The 17,749-nt window shown below is 61.2% G+C and carries 16 protein-coding genes; 15 read left to right on the top strand and 1 reads right to left on the bottom strand.

Annotation, left to right across the window (positions count from 1 at the left end):
* The first annotated feature begins 203 nt into the window (after positions 1-203).
* The 15 genes from J2W17_RS21030 to J2W17_RS20960 all read left to right on the top strand — a co-directional run bounded on the left by J2W17_RS21030 (position 204) and on the right by J2W17_RS20960 (position 16,742).
* Positions 204-926 (top strand): tellurite resistance TerB family protein, encoded by a 723-nt coding sequence (locus J2W17_RS21030; protein ID WP_307338671.1) that lies wholly within the window; start codon positions 204-206, stop codon positions 924-926.
* A 316-nt stretch (positions 927-1,242) separates the two neighbouring features.
* Positions 1,243-2,865, top strand: a complete 1,623-nt coding sequence (locus J2W17_RS21025) for a methyl-accepting chemotaxis protein (protein WP_307338669.1) — start codon at positions 1,243-1,245, stop codon at positions 2,863-2,865.
* Positions 2,865-3,401: a chemotaxis protein CheW gene (locus J2W17_RS21020; protein WP_307338666.1), complete on the top strand. Its 537-nt coding sequence runs from the start codon at positions 2,865-2,867 to the stop codon at positions 3,399-3,401. The genes J2W17_RS21025 and J2W17_RS21020 overlap by 1 nt, the downstream gene beginning before the upstream one ends.
* Positions 3,398-4,666, top strand: a complete 1,269-nt coding sequence (locus J2W17_RS21015) for a CheR family methyltransferase (RefSeq protein ID WP_307338662.1) — start codon at positions 3,398-3,400, stop codon at positions 4,664-4,666. Before J2W17_RS21020 ends, J2W17_RS21015 begins: the two co-directional genes overlap by 4 nt.
* On the top strand, positions 4,663-5,346 hold the full coding sequence (locus J2W17_RS21010) for a chemotaxis protein CheW (protein ID WP_307338659.1): 684 nt from the start codon (positions 4,663-4,665) through the stop codon (positions 5,344-5,346). Before J2W17_RS21015 ends, J2W17_RS21010 begins: the two co-directional genes overlap by 4 nt.
* On the top strand, positions 5,343-7,640 hold the full coding sequence (locus tag J2W17_RS21005; RefSeq protein ID WP_307338656.1) for a hybrid sensor histidine kinase/response regulator: 2,298 nt from the start codon (positions 5,343-5,345) through the stop codon (positions 7,638-7,640). Before J2W17_RS21010 ends, J2W17_RS21005 begins: the two co-directional genes overlap by 4 nt.
* A complete protein-coding gene (locus tag J2W17_RS21000; RefSeq protein ID WP_307338651.1) occupies positions 7,637-8,647 on the top strand; it encodes a chemotaxis response regulator protein-glutamate methylesterase in 1,011 nt (336 codons plus the stop codon). Before J2W17_RS21005 ends, J2W17_RS21000 begins: the two co-directional genes overlap by 4 nt.
* A 48-nt stretch (positions 8,648-8,695) precedes the next feature.
* Positions 8,696-9,697: a diguanylate cyclase domain-containing protein gene (locus J2W17_RS20995; RefSeq protein WP_307338648.1), complete on the top strand. Its 1,002-nt coding sequence runs from the start codon at positions 8,696-8,698 to the stop codon at positions 9,695-9,697.
* A 106-nt stretch (positions 9,698-9,803) separates the two neighbouring features.
* A protein-coding gene (gene prfB, locus J2W17_RS20990; protein ID WP_307338644.1) for a peptide chain release factor 2 occupies positions 9,804-10,899 on the top strand; the annotation gives its coding sequence in 2 pieces (ribosomal slippage) (positions 9,804-9,875 and positions 9,877-10,899; 1,095 coding nt in all).
* A gap of 124 nt (positions 10,900-11,023) precedes the next feature.
* A complete protein-coding gene (lysS, locus tag J2W17_RS20985) occupies positions 11,024-12,526 on the top strand; it encodes a lysine--tRNA ligase (RefSeq protein ID WP_307338641.1) in 1,503 nt (500 codons plus the stop codon).
* Positions 12,527-12,628: 102 nt separating this feature from the next.
* Positions 12,629-13,345, top strand: coding sequence for a TetR/AcrR family transcriptional regulator (locus J2W17_RS20980; RefSeq protein WP_307338637.1), 717 nt, complete (start codon positions 12,629-12,631; stop codon positions 13,343-13,345).
* Between the two features lie 160 nt (positions 13,346-13,505).
* A complete protein-coding gene (locus J2W17_RS20975) occupies positions 13,506-14,072 on the top strand; it encodes a hypothetical protein (RefSeq protein ID WP_307338634.1) in 567 nt (188 codons plus the stop codon).
* Positions 14,073-14,108: 36 nt separating this feature from the next.
* On the top strand, positions 14,109-15,386 hold the full coding sequence (locus tag J2W17_RS20970) for a flavohemoglobin expression-modulating QEGLA motif protein (RefSeq protein ID WP_307338631.1): 1,278 nt from the start codon (positions 14,109-14,111) through the stop codon (positions 15,384-15,386).
* Positions 15,387-15,501: 115 nt separating this feature from the next.
* Positions 15,502-16,416, top strand: a complete 915-nt coding sequence (locus tag J2W17_RS20965; RefSeq protein ID WP_307338628.1) for an alpha/beta hydrolase — start codon at positions 15,502-15,504, stop codon at positions 16,414-16,416.
* Positions 16,413-16,742 (top strand): hypothetical protein, encoded by a 330-nt coding sequence (locus tag J2W17_RS20960; protein WP_307338625.1) that lies wholly within the window; start codon positions 16,413-16,415, stop codon positions 16,740-16,742. The genes J2W17_RS20965 and J2W17_RS20960 overlap by 4 nt, the downstream gene beginning before the upstream one ends.
* A 192-nt stretch (positions 16,743-16,934) precedes the next feature.
* Here J2W17_RS20960 and J2W17_RS20955 read toward each other — a convergent pair whose 3' ends face one another.
* Complete coding sequence (locus J2W17_RS20955; RefSeq protein ID WP_307338622.1) at positions 16,935-17,723, bottom strand: OmpA family protein; 789 nt, start codon at positions 17,721-17,723, stop codon at positions 16,935-16,937.
* Positions 17,724-17,749 lie beyond the last annotated feature (26 nt).

The following is a 17,749-nucleotide window of genomic DNA, read 5'->3' as shown; positions in this document are numbered from 1 at the left end:
ATGCTGTCCGTGGCGAGCCGGATTGCCGAACAACGCTGGGGCCGGGCGGCGATTCACCGGGCCTATCCTTGCCGCAGCCGGTGCGCTTGACGCCGCGCTGGATCAAGCAACATCTGGAAGCACTCTCGCACAGGGGTTTCGGGCACTTTCCATCTAGTCTGGTGGCCTTATTGATCCGGATAACCCCTTTTTGGAGGCGGAACATGAACACCCGTGGATTGCTCGATCAGCTACTCAAGTCCGGCCAGGACCTGTTGCAGAACAAGAGCGGCAGACCGCAGAACAAATCGTCTGCCGGTGGGCTGGGTGGTTTGCTCGGCGGTGCCGGTGGCTCGGGCGGCTTGGGCGGGATGCTCTCCGGCGCTGGCGGTGGCGCCCTGGCAGCCGGGGCCATGGGCCTGCTGCTGGGTAACAAGAAGGTGCGCAAGGTCGGCGGCAAGGTCGCGATCTACGGCGGCCTGGCGGCCCTGGGAGTGATTGCCTACAAGGCGTATGGCAATTGGCAGGCCCAGCAGGGCACGGCATCGAACACCGAACCCCAGACCATCGACCGCTTGCCGGCCGCCCAGGTCGAGCAGCACAGTCAGGCGATCCTCAAGGCACTGGTGGCGGCGGCCAAGGCTGACGGCCACGTCGATGCACGGGAGCGCGAATTGATCGAGGGCGAGTTCACCAAACTCGACAACGATCAGGAACTGCAGCACTGGCTGCACGCCGAGCTCAACAAACCCCTTGATCCCGCCGACGTCGCACGGGCCGCCAGCACCCCGGAAATGGCCGCCGAGATGTACATCGCCAGTGTGATGCTGGTAGACGAGGAGAACTTCATGGAGAAGTCCTACCTGGATGAACTGGCGCGTCAGCTGAAGCTGGAGCCGGGGTTGAAGGCCGAGCTGGAGAAGCAGGTGCGCCAGGCTTCGATGTAGGAGCCAGCCTGGCGAAAGGCCCCTGTAGGAGCTGGCTTGCCAGCGAAGGGGCCTTCAAGTCTTGCATCACTCCCCAGACCGCCATCGCTGGCAGCCATCTCCTGTAGGAGCCGGCTTGCCGGCGAAGAAGCCCTCAAGTCCTGCATCACCCTCCAGACCGTCGTCTTCGCTGGCAAGCCAGCTCCTACAGGGGGGATTCTCAGTCCAGGCACATCCTTGATTTGCCATTCTGAGACGTGCCCCGCATTCGTTTTAATATTGAAACACCTCCCTCGGCTATACTCCGCAGCATTTGGAAATACCTCGAGGACTGACTGTGAAGAACTGGACGTTGCGCCAACGGATCTTGGCGAGCTTTGCGGTAATAATCGCCATCATGCTGCTGATGGTCGTCGTCTCGTACTCACGGCTGTTGAAGATCGAGGAAAGCGAAGCCAGCGTTCGCGAAGACGCACTTCCCGGGGTGTATTACAGCTCGATGATCCGTGGCGCCTGGTCCGACAGCTATCTGCGGATCCAGGAAATGCTCGGTTTGAAAGAGGGGCAGGGCGTCAGTGCCGAGAATGTCGCTGACTTCAAATTATTCGAGTCTCGTCTGCAGGAACAGATAGGCAACTATCGCGGTACCGTCACTACGGATGAAGACAAGGTTGAGTTCGCCACCTTCGAGAAACACAACGAGAATTACCACAAGTCCCTGGCGGCGGTGCTCGACTTGCATCAGCGCAATGAGGAAGCGCAAGCCATCAAGCTGTTCAACGAGCAGCTAACCCCGATCTGGACCGCGGGGCGCATGAAACTCAATGACATATTGCGCGAAAACAAAGCGGTGGCGGACCTGGACATCGCAAACATCGATGACGCAGTGCTCACCGCAAAAATCGTCATGGGTATCTCCCTGTTGATTGCGGTCCTGGCCGCCGGCCTCTGCGGCCTGCTGTTGATGCGCGCCATCATGGCGCCGATGAACCGGATCGTTGAAATACTCGAAGTCATGCGCACCGGCGACCTCAGTCGTCGCCTGAACCTTGCCCGCAAGGACGAATTCGGCGCGGTGGAAACCGGCTTCAATGACATGATGGCCGAGCTGACATCCTTGGTGTCCCAGGCCCAGCGTTCCTCGGTGCAGGTCACCACCTCGGTGACCGAAATCGCCGCCACCTCCAAGCAACAACAAGCCACCGCCACCGAAACCGCTGCCACCACCACGGAAATCGGTGCGACTTCCCGGGAAATCGCCGCCACTTCCCGCGATCTGGTGCGCACCATGACCGAAGTCTCCACCGCCGCCGATCAGGCCTCGGTGCTCGCCGGTTCCGGGCAGCAAGGGTTGGCGCGGATGGAGGAGACCATGCACTCGGTCATGGGCGCGGCGGATCTGGTCAACGCCAAGCTGGCGATCCTCAACGAGAAGGCCGGCAATATCAATCAGGTGGTCGTGACCATCGTCAAGGTGGCCGACCAGACCAACCTGTTGTCGCTGAACGCCGCCATCGAAGCGGAAAAGGCCGGTGAATATGGCCGCGGGTTTGCCGTGGTGGCCACCGAAGTGCGCCGCCTGGCGGACCAGACCGCCGTCGCCACCTATGACATCGAACAGATGGTGCGCGAGATCCAGTCGGCCGTGTCGGCCGGGGTCATGGGCATGGACAAGTTCTCTGAAGAAGTGCGCCGCGGCATGTCAGAAGTGCAGCAAATCGGGGAGCAGCTGTCGCAGATCATTCATCAGGTCCAGGCGTTGGCGCCGCGGGTGTTGATGGTCAACGAAGGCATGCAGGCCCAGGCCACGGGCGCGGAACAAATCAACCATGCGCTGGTGCAACTGGGCGATGCCAGCAGCCAGACCGTCGAGTCGCTGCGCCAGGCCAGTTTCGCCATCGACGAATTGAGCCAGGTCGCTGTAGGGCTGCGTAGCGGCGTTTCGCGATTCAAAGTCTGATGAGCGAACTCACGGTCAAGCGCGCCGCCGTAAAACCGGCGGTGCAAGCGTTGTTCCTGGTGTTCCGCATCGGCAACGAGCGCTACGCCTTACAGGCCATCGAGGTGGTGGAAGTGCTGCCGCGCCTGCCGTTGAAACCGATAGCCAAGGCACCGGCCTGGGTGGCCGGGGTGTTCGCCCATCGCGGCTTGGTCGTGCCGGTGATCGACCTCAGTGCACTGACGTTCGGTGCCCCTGCCCAGGCTCGCACCAGCACACGATTGGTCCTGGTCAACTACCGTCCGGACGAGACCTTCAAGGCGCAGGTGCTAGGGCTGATCCTGGAACAGGCCACCGATACCTTGCGCTGCAATCCGGCCGATTTTCAGCCTTATGGCCTGGATAATCCCCAGGCCCCCTATCTCGGGCCTGTTCGAGAAGACGCGCAAGGGCTGCTGCAATGGGTCCGGGTCGCCGATCTGTTGAGCGAGCCAGTTCGTGCGCTGCTGTTTCCGTATCCGCCGCTGGATCCGGCGCTGCTCGAGGGGCGCCCATGAACAGTGATCAACGGTTCTTCGATTTCCTCAAGGAACGCATCGGCCTCGACGTCACCTCGGTGGGTCCGGCGATCATCGAGCGTGCGGTGCGCCAGCGCAGCACGACATCGAAGGCGCTGACGGCAGACGAGTATTGGCACATTTTGCAAGGCTCGCGGGATGAGCAGCAGGCGCTGATCGAAGCGGTGATCGTTCCTGAAACCTGGTTTTTCCGGTATCCGGAATCCTTCGCCACATTGGCGAAACTGGCCGCCAGGCGCCTGGCCGACCTCAATAACATGCGCGCCCTGCGGATTCTCAGCCTGCCGTGTTCCACCGGTGAAGAACCCTATTCCATCGCCATGGCGCTGCTCGATGCCGGGTTCAAGCCGCATCAGTTCAAGGTCGAGGGCATGGACGTCAGTCCGCTGTCGGTGGAAAAAGCCAAGCGTGCGGTGTACGGCAAGAATTCATTTCGTGGTCAGGATATCGAGTTTCGCGACCGGCATTTCACTGTCGAAAACGACGGCTATCGCCTCGACGAGCGGGTACGTGAGCAAGTGCGCTTGCAGGTCGGCAATCTGCTCGATCCAACCTTGCTCGCCAATGAGCCACCCTATGATTTCGTGTTCTGTCGCAACCTGTTGATCTATTTTGACCTGCCGACCCAACAGCAGGTTTTTGAAGTGCTCAAGCGTCTGACCCATGTTGATGGCGTGCTGTTCATCGGCCCTGCGGAGGGCAGTCTGCTGGGGCGCTTTGGCATGCGCTCGATCGGCATTGCGCAGTCCTTTGCATTCAGTCGCCATCACGAGGCCCAGCCGGTGTCAGCGACTTTCGTTCCAACGGCGCTACCCGTGCGCCAACCGGTGCGCAGCGTAACACCGCCGCCCGTACGCAGCCGCCCGTTCGCCACGGTGGCGCCACTACCGGTCATGGCCAGAACGGCCAACCCGGACTCTGCCGTGCTGCTGGCAAACATCGCCGCACTGGCTAACGAAGGCAAAAGTGCCGAGGCCCGTGCGGCCTGTGACAGCTATTTGCGCAATCACGAGCCGGTAGCCCAAGTGTTTTACTGGCTGGGGCTGCTCAGCGATGTCGCCGGCAGTGCCTTCGAAGCCCAGGGGTATTACCGCAAGGCCTTGTACCTCGAACCGCAACATTCCGACGCGTTGATGCACTTGGCCGCGTTGCTGCAATCCCAGGGCGACACGGCGGGTGCCCGGCGATTGCAGGACCGCGCCGCTCGCAGTGAGCGCACCGCTGACAGTGAGCGTAAACGATGATCGCCGCCGACAACTTTAGTCTCACCCATGAAGATGCCCAGGCCATCGACGACTGCTGGAACCGCATCGGTGTCCATGGCGACAAGTCCTGCCCGCTGCTGAGCGAACACATTCACTGCCGCAATTGCGCGGTGTATTCAGCGGCCGCGACGCGCCTGCTCGACCGCTATGCGTTGCAGCAGAAAGATCGCGGGCAAGTGTCGACAGCGGCCGAGAGCGAGGTGAAAACCCGTTCGCTGTTGATGTTCCGGCTTGGCGAAGAGTGGCTGGGCCTGGCCACCCGCAGCCTGGTGGAAGTCGCGCCACTGCAAGCGATTCACTCCTTGCCGCACCAGCGTTCCCGAGCCTTGCTCGGCGTGGCTAACGTGCGCGGTGCTCTGGTGGCATGCCTGTCCCTGGTCGAACTGCTCGGCCTCGATGGGACGGGTAGCGTGGCGTCCGACATGCGGGTCATGCCGCGGATGCTGATCATCGCCGCCCACGGCGGGCCGGTGGTGGTGCCGGTGGATGAAGTGGACGGCATTCATGCCATCGATGAACACATCCTCGAGGCGGCATCGCGCTCGGGGACCCAGGCCAGCGCTAAATTCACCCGTGGTGTGTTGCCATTCAAAGGCCGCAGCCTGCGTTGGCTGGATGAAGAGCAGTTGCTGTCCGCCGTGACCCGGAGCCTTACATGACCCCAGAGCAATTGCGCGACTCCTCGTTGCTGGAGCTGTTCAGCCTGGAAGCCGAAGCCCAGACCCAGGTGCTGAGCGCAGGTCTGCTGGCGCTGGAGCGCGATCCGACCCAGGCCGATCATCTCGAATCGTGCATGCGCGCGGCGCATTCGCTCAAGGGCGCCGCGCGGATCGTCGGTGTCGATGCCGGCGTCAGCGTGGCCCATGTGATGGAAGATTGCCTGGTCAGCGCCCAGGAAGGGCGCCTGTACCTGCGCCCCGAGCACATCGATGCGCTGTTGCAAGGCACCGATCTGCTGATGCACATCGCAACCCCCGACAACAATCCGGGCCCGGCGGATATCGAGGCCTATGTCGCCTTGATGGCTCGTTTGCTGGATCCGCTGGCGCTTGCCGTGCCGATCAGTACCCCCATCGCGCCGTTCATGGCCGAGGATCTGCTGCAAGCCACCGGGGTTGAGCTGACGATGCCGGTGCTGGAAGTCGAACCGCCACCCGATGCACCCGTCGAGCCAGCGCCCAGGGCCAGACGCTCCACGGATACCGGTGAGAGGGTCCTGCGGGTCACTGCCGAGCGGTTGAACAGCCTGCTCGACCTGTCGAGCAAATCCCTGGTGGAAACCCTGCGGCTCAAGCCGCACCTGGCCACCATGCAGCGGCTCAAGCGCCTGCAGAGCAACGGCCTGCGGGCCCTGGAAAACCTCAACGTCCATCTCAAGGAGCATGCCTTGAGCCTGGAGGCCCGGGAGGCCCTCGACGATGCCCGTCGGCTGCTGGCCGAATCCCAGCAATTGCTGGTGGAAAAAAACACCGAGCTGGATGAGTTCGCCTGGCAGGCCAGTCAACGGGCACAAGTCTTGTACGACACGGCGCTGGCCTGTCGCATGCGCCCGTTTGCCGATGTGTTGGGCGGGCAAGTGCGGATGGTCCGCGACCTTGGCCGTAGCCTGGGCAAGCAGGTGCGGCTGGAGATCGAGGGCGAGAAAACCCAGGTCGATCGCGACGTTTTGGAAAAACTCGAAGCGCCGCTGACGCACCTGCTGCGTAACGCCGTCGACCACGGCATCGAATCCCCGGAACAGCGCCTTCTGGCTGGCAAACCCGCTGAAGGCGTTATCCGTCTGCGCGCCTCGCACCAGGCCGGTCTGCTGGTACTGGAGTTGAGCGACGACGGCAACGGTGTCGATCTGGAAAAGGTCCGCCGTAGCATTGTCGAGCGGCAATTGTCCCCGGCTGAGACTGCCGCGCAACTGAGCGAAGAGGAACTGCTGACATTCCTGTTCCTGCCGGGTTTCAGCTTGCGGGACACAGTCACCGAAATCTCCGGGCGCGGTGTCGGGCTGGACGCGGTGCAACACATGGTCCGGCAGTTGCGCGGCGCGGTAGTGCTGGAGCAAGCGGCGGGCGAGGGCAGTCATTTCCACCTCGAAGTGCCGCTGACCCTGTCGGTGGTGCGCAGCCTGGTGGTGGAAGTCGGTAACGAGGCCTATGCGTTTCCACTGGCCCACATCGAGCGCATGTGCGACCTGGAGCCGGCGGACATCGTGCAGGTCGAGGGCCGTCAGCACTTCTGGCACGAGGGCCGGCACGTCGGGCTGGTCGCCGCCAGCCAGCTGTTGCAGCGCCCGGCGAGCCAGAGCGGTCAGCAGACCCTCAAGGTGGTGGTCATTCGTGAGCGCGAGGCCATCTACGGTGTGGCCGTCGAGCGTTTTATCGGCGAGCGGACGCTGGTCGTATTACCGCTGGACGAACGCCTGGGCAAGGTCCAGGACATTTCCGCCGGGGCCTTGCTCGACGACGGTTCGGTAGTGCTGATCGTCGACGTCGAAGATATGCTGCGCTCGGTTGACAAACTGCTCAACACCGGGCGTCTGGAGCGTATCGCGCGACAGGGCAGCCAGGTCGTCGAAGCCGCTCGCAAACGGATCCTGGTGGTCGACGACTCACTGACCGTTCGCGAGCTGCAGCGCAAGTTGTTGCTCAATCGCGGGTATGACGTGGCCGTGGCGGTGGACGGCATGGATGGCTGGAACGCCCTGCGTTCGGAGGATTTCGATTTGCTGATCACCGATATCGATATGCCGCGCATGGATGGCATCGAGCTGGTGTCTCTGTTGCGCCGGGACAATCGCCTGCAATCCCTGCCGGTCATGGTGGTGTCCTACAAGGATCGCGAAGAAGACCGCCGTCGTGGACTGGACGCCGGAGCCGACTATTATCTAGCCAAAGCCAGTTTTCATGACGACGCCCTGCTCGATGCAGTGGTGGAGCTCATAGGAGGAGCGCGGGCATGAAGATAGCTATCGTCAACGACATGCCCATGGCGGTTGAAGCACTGCGCCGCGCCCTGGCGTTCGAGCCGGCACATGAAGTGGTCTGGGTTGCCGGCAACGGCGCCGAGGCGGTGCAGCGTTGTGCCGAATTCACCCCGGACCTGATTCTGATGGACCTGATCATGCCGGTGATGGACGGCGTGGAAGCGACCCGGCGAATCATGGCCGAGACCCCTTGCGCGATCGTCATCGTCACGGTCGACCGCCAGCAGAATGTGCATCGAGTGTTCGAGGCCATGGGCCATGGCGCGCTGGATGTCGTCGACACCCCGGCTCTGGGTGCAGGGAACCCGCAGGATGCGGCCGCGCCGCTGCTGCGCAAGATCATCAACATCGGCTGGCTGATCGGTGACCGGGGCAATCGAGAGCGAGCGACCCCCAGCCCCTTGCGCAGTTCCGCTTCGCGTCAGCGCCTGATCGCCATTGGTTCGTCCGCGGGCGGGCCGGCGGCGCTGGAAATATTGCTCAAGGGCCTGCCGCAGAATTTTTCGGCTGCCATCGTGCTGGTGCAGCATGTCGACCAGGTATTCGCCGCCGGTATGGCCGAATGGCTGAGCAGCGCCAGCGGCCTGGACGTGCGCCTGGCCAGGGAAGGCGAGCCTCCGCAGCCCGGTACGGTGTTGCTGGCCGGCACCAATCACCATATCCGCTTGTTGAAAAACGGCACGCTGGCCTACACCGCCGAGCCGGTCAACGAGATCTATCGGCCCTCGATCGATGTGTTTTTCGAGAGCGTTGCCCAGTACTGGAGCGGCGATGCCGTGGGTATTTTGTTAACCGGAATGGGACGCGATGGCGCGCAGGGGCTTAAACTCATGCGCCAACAGGGCTACCTGACCATCGCGCAAGACCAGTCCAGCAGCGCGGTGTACGGCATGCCGAAGGCAGCTGCCGCCATTGACGCTGCCGTGGAAGTTCGTCCACTGCACCAGATCGCGCCACGGTTGCTGGAAATTTTCAGCAAATGACCCTCTTTAACAGCAATCCCGGCCCAGGCAGTACTCAGGTGACCGCACATGAATGACTTACAGCTCGACGGCTTCAAAACCGACGAAAACGCCGCCATGGTGTTGTTGGTGGACGATCAGGCGATGATCGGCGAAGCCGTGCGCCGCGGCTTGTCGAATGAAGACAATATAGACTTCCACTTTTGCGCCGATCCGCACCAGGCCATCGCCCACGCGATTCGCATCAAGCCGACGGTGATCCTGCAGGACCTGGTCATGCCCGGCCTCGACGGGCTGAGCCTGGTGCGCGAATACCGCAATCACCCGGCGACCAAGGACATTCCGATCATCGTCCTGTCGACCAAGGAAGATCCGCTGATCAAGAGTGCGGCCTTTGCGGCCGGGGCCAACGATTACCTGGTCAAACTGCCGGACAACATCGAGCTGGTCGCGCGCATCCGTTATCACTCGCGTTCCTACATGACCTTGCTGCAGCGAGACGCGGCGTACCGGGCGCTGCGGGTCAGCCAGCAGCAGTTGCTCGACACCAACCTGGTGCTGCAGCGATTGATGAACTCCGACGGCCTGACCGGGCTGTCGAACCGCCGGCATTTCGACGAATACCTGGAACTGGAGTGGCGACGCTCGCTGCGTGACCAGAGTCAACTGTCGTTGCTGATGATCGATGTCGACTATTTCAAATCCTTCAATGATAGTTTCGGCCACCTCGACGGCGATGAAGCCCTGCGCAAGGTGGCCACGGCGATCCGCGACGCCAGCTCCCGCCCGTCGGACCTGCCGGCCCGTTATGGTGGCGAAGAATTTGCCCTGGTCCTGCCCAACACTTCGCCGGGTGGCGCGCGGCTGGTGGCGGAAAAACTGCGCCAGTCCGTGGCGGCACTGAAGATTCCGCACATTTCCCCGGTCGAAGGTTCAAGCCTGACCATCAGCATCGGCCTGTCGACCATGACCCCGCAGCCGGGCGGCGACTGCCGTCAATTGATCCTGGCGGCGGACAAGGGGCTGTACCTGGCGAAGAACAATGGGCGTAATCAGGTGGGGATTGAATGAACCATGGGTTTCATTCGCCGCTAAAGCCGCCAGGCGGGCTGCCGTGACAGCCTGATTACGGTATACTCGCCGGCTTTCAAAAGTTCGCCAACGAGTGCTGCCCGCCATGGAAATCAACCCGATCCTTAACAGCATCAAGGACCTGTCCGAGCGCTCCGAAACTATTCGGGGGTATCTTTGACTACGATCAAAAGCATGAGCGTCTGACTGAAGTCAACCGCGAGCTTGAAGATCCGTCTGTCTGGAACAACCCGTCGTACGCTCAGGAACTGGGCCGCGAGCGCTCCCTGCTGGCCCAGATCGTCGAAACCCTCGACGAAATGCACAGTGGCCTGGCCGACGCCAAGGACCTGCTGCTGATGTCCGCCGAGGAAGAAGACCAGGCCGCCGTCGATGACGTCGCTGCCGAAGTCGAGCGTCTTCGCGAGTCCCTGGAAAAACTCGAATTCCGTCGCATGTTCAGCGGCGAGATGGATGCCAACAACGCCTACCTGGACATCCAGGCCGGCTCCGGCGGCACCGAGGCCCAGGACTGGGCCAACATCCTGCTGCGCATGTATCTGCGCTGGGCCGACAAGCGCGGCTTCGATGCAACCATCATGGAGCTGTCCGCCGGTGAAGTCGCAGGGATCAAGGGCGCTACCGTGCACATCAAGGGCGAATACGCCTTTGGCTGGTTGCGCACCGAAATCGGCGTGCACCGCCTGGTGCGCAAGAGCCCGTTCGACTCAGGCAACCGTCGCCACACCTCGTTCTCGGCGGTGTTCGTATCGCCGGAAATCGATGACAACATCGAAATCGACATCAACCCGTCGGACCTGCGCATCGATACCTACCGCTCCTCCGGTGCCGGTGGCCAGCACGTAAACACCACCGATTCGGCCGTACGTATCACCCACGTACCGACCAACACCGTGGTCAGCTGCCAGAACGAACGTTCCCAGCACGCCAACAAAGACACCGCGATGAAAATGTTGCGGGCGCGCTTGTACGAGCAGGAAGTGCAGAAACGCAACGCTGCCTCGCAGGCCCTGGAAGACACCAAGTCGGACATCGGCTGGGGTCACCAGATTCGCTCCTACGTGCTCGATGCGTCGCGGATCAAGGATTTGCGCACCAACATCGAACGCAGCGACTGCGACAAGGTGCTCGACGGCGACATCGACGACTACCTGATAGCAAGCTTGAAACAAGGGCTCTAAGGCACGCGCTACAGGATCGGCGGACTCCGCGATCCTGTAGGAGAGAGCGATGCGGCGACCCGACTTGCCCGCGAACCCTGCCGCCAGGCAGGGGCAACGAACCCGTGATGGAATATTTAAAGACATGAGCGACCTAGAACTCGACCCGCAAACCCTGCAACAGGAAGAAAACTCCCTGATCGCCCTGCGCAAGGAAAAGCTGGCTGCCGAGCGCGCCAAGGGCAATGCCTTCCCGAACGACTTCCGCCGTGACAACTACTGCGAAGACTTGCAGAAGCAATACGCGGACAAGACCAAGGAAGAGCTGGCAGAGGCTGCAATCCCGATCAAGGTTGCCGGTCGCATCATGCTCAACCGTGGCTCGTTCATGGTGATCCAGGACATGACCGGGCGGATTCAGGTTTACGTCAACCGTAAAACCCTGTCCGAAGAAACCCTGGCTGCGGTGAAAACCTGGGACATGGGCGACATCATTGCCGCTGAAGGTACCCTGGCCCGTTCCGGCAAAGGTGACCTGTACGTCGAAATGACCCAGGTGCGGCTGCTGACCAAATCCCTGCGTCCGCTGCCGGACAAGCACCACGGCCTGACCGACACCGAGCAGCGCTATCGCCAGCGCTACGTTGACCTGATCGTCAACGAAGAGGTGCGCCAGACGTTCCGCGTGCGTTCGCAAGTGATCGCTCACATCCGCAGCTTCCTGATGCAGCGTGACTTCCTCGAAGTAGAGACGCCGATGCTGCAAACCATTCCGGGTGGCGCGGCGGCCAAGCCGTTCGAAACTCACCACAATGCGCTGGACATGGAAATGTTCCTGCGCATCGCGCCGGAGCTGTACCTCAAGCGCCTGGTTGTCGGTGGTTTCGAGAAGGTGTTCGAGATCAACCGCAACTTCCGCAACGAAGGTGTTTCGACTCGGCACAACCCTGAATTCACCATGTTGGAGTTCTACCAGGCCTACGCCGACTACGAAGACAACATGGACCTGACCGAAGAACTGTTCCGCGAGCTGGCGCAGCTGGTCCTGGGCAGCACCGACGTGCCTTACGGCGACAAGGTGTTCCACTTCGGCGAACCCTTCGTGCGTCTGTCGGTATTCGACTCGATCCTCAAGTATAACCCTGAGTTGACCGCTGACGACCTGAACGACATCGACAAGGCCCGCGCCATCGCCAAGAAGGCCGGGGCCAAGGTGCTGGGATTCGAAGGCCTGGGCAAGCTGCAGGTGATGATTTTCGAAGAACTGGTCGAGCACAAGCTGGAGCAGCCGCACTTCATCACCCAGTACCCGTTCGAAGTGTCGCCACTGGCGCGCCGCAACGACGAGAACCCGAACGTCACCGACCGTTTCGAGCTGTTCATCGGCGGCCGTGAAATCGCCAACGCCTATTCCGAGCTGAACGACGCGGAAGACCAGGCCGAGCGCTTCATGGCCCAGGTAGCCGACAAGGACGCCGGCGACGACGAAGCCATGCACTACGACGCCGACTTCGTTCGTGCGCTGGAGTACGGCATGCCGCCAACGGCCGGCGAAGGGATCGGCATCGACCGCCTGGTGATGCTGCTGACCAACTCCCCGTCGATCCGCGACGTGATCCTGTTCCCGCACATGCGGCCGCAAGCGTAAGTGTTTCAATTAAAAAGCCGCCTGACATGGGCGGCTTTTTATTGCCTGTCTGGTACAAACGTATCAATTGGTTACTTTTGAAGTAAAAGAGGAATACCTGTCGTGAACCGTGCAATGGCTCAAGAGGGTGCAGTGGGTATCGCCACTGCGGTCGCTGAAAGTGTTCAGTACCAGGGTCGCAAGGCCAGCCGGCAGGGCAGTGAGCAGCGTCGACAGGACATACTCGATGCGGCGATGCGCATTGTCGTGCGCGATGGCGTGCGGGCTGTACGGCACCGCGCAGTGGCGGCCGAGGCCGGTGTGCCGCTGTCGGCCACCACTTACTATTTCAAGGATATCGATGACCTGCTGACCGATACCTTCGCCCAATATGTGGAACGCAGCGCGGCATTCATGGCCAAGTTGTGGGCCAACAATGAAGGTTTGCTGCGGGAGATGGTCGCCTATGGCGATGGCAGTGCCGCGTCCCGCTCGCAACTGGCAGACGACATTGCGCGGCTGACGTCCGACTATGTTCATCGTCAATTGCAGAACCGACGCGAACACTTGATGGCCGAGCAGGCATTCCGCCAAGAGGCGCTGTTGAACCCGCGCCTGGCGCAGTTGGTGCGCTCGCACCAGCAAATCCTGCTGCAGGGCACCTGCCATTTTTTCGAGGTGTTGGGTTCGCGCGAGCCGCAACAAGATGCCAAAGTGTTGACGGCGATTATCGGACGGATGGAATATCAGGGCCTGCTCAACGACGCCGAGCCTGCCGCCGAAGCCGAGATGCTCGGGATCCTCACGCGGTATATGCATTTGGTATTGGCGTCCGTGTAACCCCTTGAGGGAGCTCAACCCTGTGGGAGCGAGCTTGCTCGCGATAGCGGTGTGTCAGGCGACATAAACGTCGAATGTTAAACCGTCATCGCGAGCAAGCTCGCTCCCACAGGGGGGCTGTGTTTACTTGCGGGCGAAGCTTGTTCATAGGGAGTGTCGAATGAAAACCTGGCGTGTCGTTGTGATCGCCTTGTCGTTCCTGCTGCTCAGTGGCTGTCTGGTGACCTTCAAGGAGCCGCTGCCCGCCAGCGATCCCGCGCCCAAAGGGTTGCTCGGCAAATGGACCAGCACCAACGCCTGGGGCGAACCGATGAACCTGGAATTGACACGCATCGGTGGCAATCGCTATCAGGCGGTCAGCTACTTCAAGGGCAAGCCCCGGGAGCGCGAAGCCTATCCCTTCACGGTATCGCGCCATGGCAGCCGCTGGTATCTGTCAGCAAAAGTGCCGGCGCAATTCGGCGGACATTTCATCATCGCCGGGTTCGAACTCAACGATAAGCAGGAACTGGTGGTCTACAACCTCGACCTCGAGCAGATCAACCAGGCCCTGGGACAGAAAATCCTCAGCGGTGAAGGCTTCCAGACTGACGATGGCGATGGCGTGCTGATCAACACCGGCATGGACCAGGTGTTCGCCTACCTCGACGATCCGGCCAATTCCGACGTGTTCGTCGAGGCGGTGCGCTACCAGCGCCTGGCCAAAGCCAAAGCTACAGTCAAATAAATCCAGCACCTAACGGTTTTTCTACAGGAGTTTCGGGTGGACGATTACCAGCAGTCGATACGCATATTGTCCGATCGCATTGTGCTGGCGCAGACGCCGATTCGCGTCCTCGATGCGGTGAAGTGGGATGACACCATCCGCAAGGGTTTCATCAAGGCCAAGGGCAAGGAAATGCCGGCGGTGGATCGCGATTATTACTTGAACCGGCCGCTGTCCTTCGACTCCAGCAAAGTGAAGCTGGAATTCCAGAATATCGAACGCGACATCACCCGTCAGCTCGGCCAGTTCAACCCGGTCGGCCAGATCATGCGCCGCATGTGCAAGGAATACCGCATGGTGGTGCGCATGCTCGAAGCGCGTGGCACCGAGGATTTCGGCCTGATTTCCCAGGAACTGTACGGCGCCGCGTCCGACGCATTCCATGCGGGCGACCCGACCCTGTCCGACCTGGGCCTGATGCTCTCCGATTACCTGAACAACATCGACGGCCGCGGCGACCTCAAGGACGAACCGAAGCTCCTCACCGCCAAGGACGCCGTGGATCTATTGCAAACCCGGTTGAGCAAGGTATTTGGCGAGGCCGAGGACACCATTCGGGTGTTCGAGTCCGACGGTATCGTTGCCGATGCGGCAGCCGGCGCCGACTACATCAAGATCCGCACCGACGCGATGTTCAACGAGCGTGACGTGCGCGCCCTGGAAGTCCACGAAGGGCTGGTGCATGTGGGCACCACGCTCAATGGCCTGAACCAGCCGATCTGCACCTTCCTGTCCAAGGGCCCACCGTCGTCGACGGTGACCCAGGAAGGCTTGGCGATCCTGATGGAAATCATCACCTTCGCCTCTTACCCCAGTCGCCTGCGCAAACTCACCAACCGCACCCGTGCCATTCATATGGTGGAGGAGGGCGCCGACTTCCTGCAGATCTTCGAATTCTTCCGCGAGCAGGGCTTCGAGATGGCCGAAAGCTATGGCAACGCCAGTCGAGTGTTCCGCGGTTCGGTGCCGACCGGCCTGCCATTCACCAAGGACTTGTCCTACCTCAAGGGCTTTATCATGGTCTACAACTACATTCAGTTGGCCGTGCGTAAAGGCAAGCTGGAGCAGATACCGCTGTTGTTTTGCGGCAAGACCACGCTGGAAGACATGCGCACGTTGCGCCAGTTGGTGGATGAAGGCCTGGTCGTGCCGCCCAAATACCTGCCGGAGCAGTTCCGTGACATGAACGCGCTGTCGGCGTGGATGTGCTTCTCCAACTTCCTCAATCACCTGAGCCTGGACCGGATCGAGGCGGATTACTCCAACATCTTGTAAGGCAACACAACACCTGTAGGAGCTGGCTTGCCGGCGAATGCCTCACTGCGGTTCACCTGACACACTGCGTCATCGTTCTTCGCTGGCAAGCCAGCTCCTACAAAGGTTTCATCGGATGAGAATCCTCGGCATCGTCTGCCTTCTTCTGACCTTGAGCGGGTGCAGCTCCCTGCTGTTCTACCCCGAGCCAGGCCAGCTGTTCACCCCGGAAAAAGCCAGGCTCGAATTCCGCGATGTCACCTTGACCACCGCCGACGGCGTCAGGCTGCACGGCTGGTGGCTGCCGGCGAAAAACGGCGTCGAGGTCAAGGGCACGGTGCTGCACCTGCATGGCAACGGCGGCAATCTGCCCATGCATCTGGGGGGCAGTTGGTGGCTGCCGAAGCAGGGCTATCAGGTGCTGCTGGTGGACTATCGCGGTTACGGCCTGTCCGAAGGTGAGCCGTCGCTGCCGGCGATCTATCAGGACATCGATGCGGCGTTCAAATGGCTCGACCAGGCCCCCGAGGTCCAGGGCAAGCCGCTGATCCTGCTGGGCCAGAGCCTTGGCGGCTCGATGGCCGTGCATTACCTGGTTCAACACCCCGAACGCCAGAAGCAACTCAAGGCCGTGGTTCTCGACGGCGTGCCCGCCAGTTACCGCAGCGTCGGCCGGTTCGCCCTGAGCAATTCATGGCTGTTCTGGCCGTTCCAGGTGCCGCTGTCGTGGCTGGTGCCAGACGGCGACAGCGCCATCCACTCGATGGCCCAGCTCAATGGCGTGCCGAAACTGATCTACCACAGCATCGACGATCCGATCGTGCCTCTTTCCAACGGCATCCGACTGTATCAAGCTGCGCCGCCGCCCCGGGTGCTGCAATTGACCCGTGGCGGCCATGTGCAGACGTTCGCCGACCCGGTCTGGCGCAAAGTCATGCTTCGTTACCTCGACGATCCGCAGCATTTCAACGGCCTGCGCCGCCTGGGCGAGACACCGAATTACCCGGCACCCCCGAATTCCGAAGTTGAACCACCAGAGAGCCCGCAATGAGTGAAGAACGTAACGCCATCCCGCTGATCATCACCGGTATCTGCAGCATCCTCGGCACCGTCGGCGCCCTGTGGTGGTATGGCTACCTGCACTTTGCCAAACCGGAAGATGCGCTGCTGCTCAGCGACTTCACTCTGCTCAAGACCGTGCCTGGCGAAGACTACAAAATCTCCCTGGAGCCGGCCGCGCAAGTCGCTCAATGCATCGATGGCGTGCTGGTGATGTTCGACACCGAACAGAAAGGCCTGAGCGGTGTGCTGGTCAACAACAAGAAAAAGGCCGTGCGCTGCATCGGGCAGGAAACCCCGCAGAAGCTGGAGCCATAATTCAGTTCCGTGTTTACCAAAGATCCACTGTGGGAGCGGGCTTGCTCGCGAAGGCGATGTGTCAGACGACTGCGATGTTGAATGTCAAGCCGCCTTCGCGAGCAAGCCCGCTCCCACAGGGTTGAGTGTTAGCCCAAAAAAAGCCCCGCCTGATCAGACCAGGCGGGGCTTTTACGTTACAGCAGGTTCAACTCAGTTCGAGCTGACCGCCGAACGCGGGATCACCGGCTGGTTGTCGTTGGAAATGGTCACTTCCACCCGACGATTCATTGCACGACCCGAAACGCTGCCGTTTTCAGCAACCGGGTATTCCTTGCCATAGCCCTGGGCAACGATGCGCGCTGGATCAACGCCCATTTTCACCAAGGCCATGCGCACGGAACCGGCGCGGCGTTCGGACAACGACTGGTTATGCGAAGCCGTACCGGTGCTGTCGGTGTAACCTTCGACAATCACCTTGCGGTCCGGGTTTTCCTGAAGGAATTGCGCCAGTTTGTTGATATTGACCAGGCCGCTGGATTTCAGGTCAGCGCGGTCGGTGGCGAACAGCACATCACCGAAGGTCACCAGGGTGCCGCGATCGGTCTGCTTGGCGTTCAGGCTGTCCTGCAGCTGTTTGATCTGCTGGTCACGGGCATCCAGGCGGGCCTGGGCACGTTGCGCCGAAGCGTTCTTCAGGTTGGCTTCGGCGGTGCGCAGGGCGATGGTCTGCTTCGCCACTTCGACACGCTGGTTGGTCAAATAGGCAAGCTGGTCGACCTTGGCCTGGTCTTCCTTGTCCATGTAGGCCTTGTCGGCCTTGTCCAGGTACTCGCTGGCGTCTTTGGTTTCCAGTGCCGCCACTTTGCTCGCTTGCGGGTCGGCTTGCAGGCCGCTGTAGTTGGTGCGGGCCTGTTCCAGGTTAGCGTTGGGCGGCGTAGAGCAGGCAGCCAGTGCAACACTTGCAGCCAGCAGGGCAGGGATCATCAATTGTTTACGCATAATGGTTTCGTCCTTTTAGTCGAGTA

Source organism: Pseudomonas lini (assembly GCF_030812475.1).
GTDB classification, from domain to species: Bacteria; Pseudomonadota; Gammaproteobacteria; order Pseudomonadales; family Pseudomonadaceae; genus Aquipseudomonas; species Aquipseudomonas lini_A.
This window is presented reverse-complemented; position numbering and strand designations above follow the sequence as displayed.

Excerpts from the sequence above, each read along its gene's own strand:
- J2W17_RS21030 (WP_307338671.1), top strand. The coding sequence starts at position 204 with ATGAACACCCGTGGATTGCTCGATCAGCTACTCAAGTCCGGCCAGGAC.
- J2W17_RS21020 (WP_307338666.1), top strand. The coding sequence starts at position 2,865 with ATGAGCGAACTCACGGTCAAGCGCGCCGCCGTAAAACCGGCGGTGCAA.
- J2W17_RS21015 (WP_307338662.1), top strand. The coding sequence starts at position 3,398 with ATGAACAGTGATCAACGGTTCTTCGATTTCCTCAAGGAACGCATCGGC.
- J2W17_RS21010 (WP_307338659.1), top strand. The coding sequence starts at position 4,663 with ATGATCGCCGCCGACAACTTTAGTCTCACCCATGAAGATGCCCAGGCC.
- J2W17_RS21005 (WP_307338656.1), top strand. The coding sequence starts at position 5,343 with ATGACCCCAGAGCAATTGCGCGACTCCTCGTTGCTGGAGCTGTTCAGC.
- J2W17_RS21000 (WP_307338651.1), top strand. The coding sequence starts at position 7,637 with ATGAAGATAGCTATCGTCAACGACATGCCCATGGCGGTTGAAGCACTG.
- J2W17_RS20995 (WP_307338648.1), top strand. The coding sequence starts at position 8,696 with ATGAATGACTTACAGCTCGACGGCTTCAAAACCGACGAAAACGCCGCC.
- lysS (WP_307338641.1), top strand. The coding sequence starts at position 11,024 with ATGAGCGACCTAGAACTCGACCCGCAAACCCTGCAACAGGAAGAAAAC.
- J2W17_RS20975 (WP_307338634.1), top strand. The coding sequence starts at position 13,506 with ATGAAAACCTGGCGTGTCGTTGTGATCGCCTTGTCGTTCCTGCTGCTC.
- J2W17_RS20965 (WP_307338628.1), top strand. The coding sequence starts at position 15,502 with ATGAGAATCCTCGGCATCGTCTGCCTTCTTCTGACCTTGAGCGGGTGC.
- J2W17_RS20960 (WP_307338625.1), top strand. The coding sequence starts at position 16,413 with ATGAGTGAAGAACGTAACGCCATCCCGCTGATCATCACCGGTATCTGC.
- J2W17_RS20955 (WP_307338622.1), bottom strand. The coding sequence starts at position 17,723 with ATGCGTAAACAATTGATGATCCCTGCCCTGCTGGCTGCAAGTGTTGCA.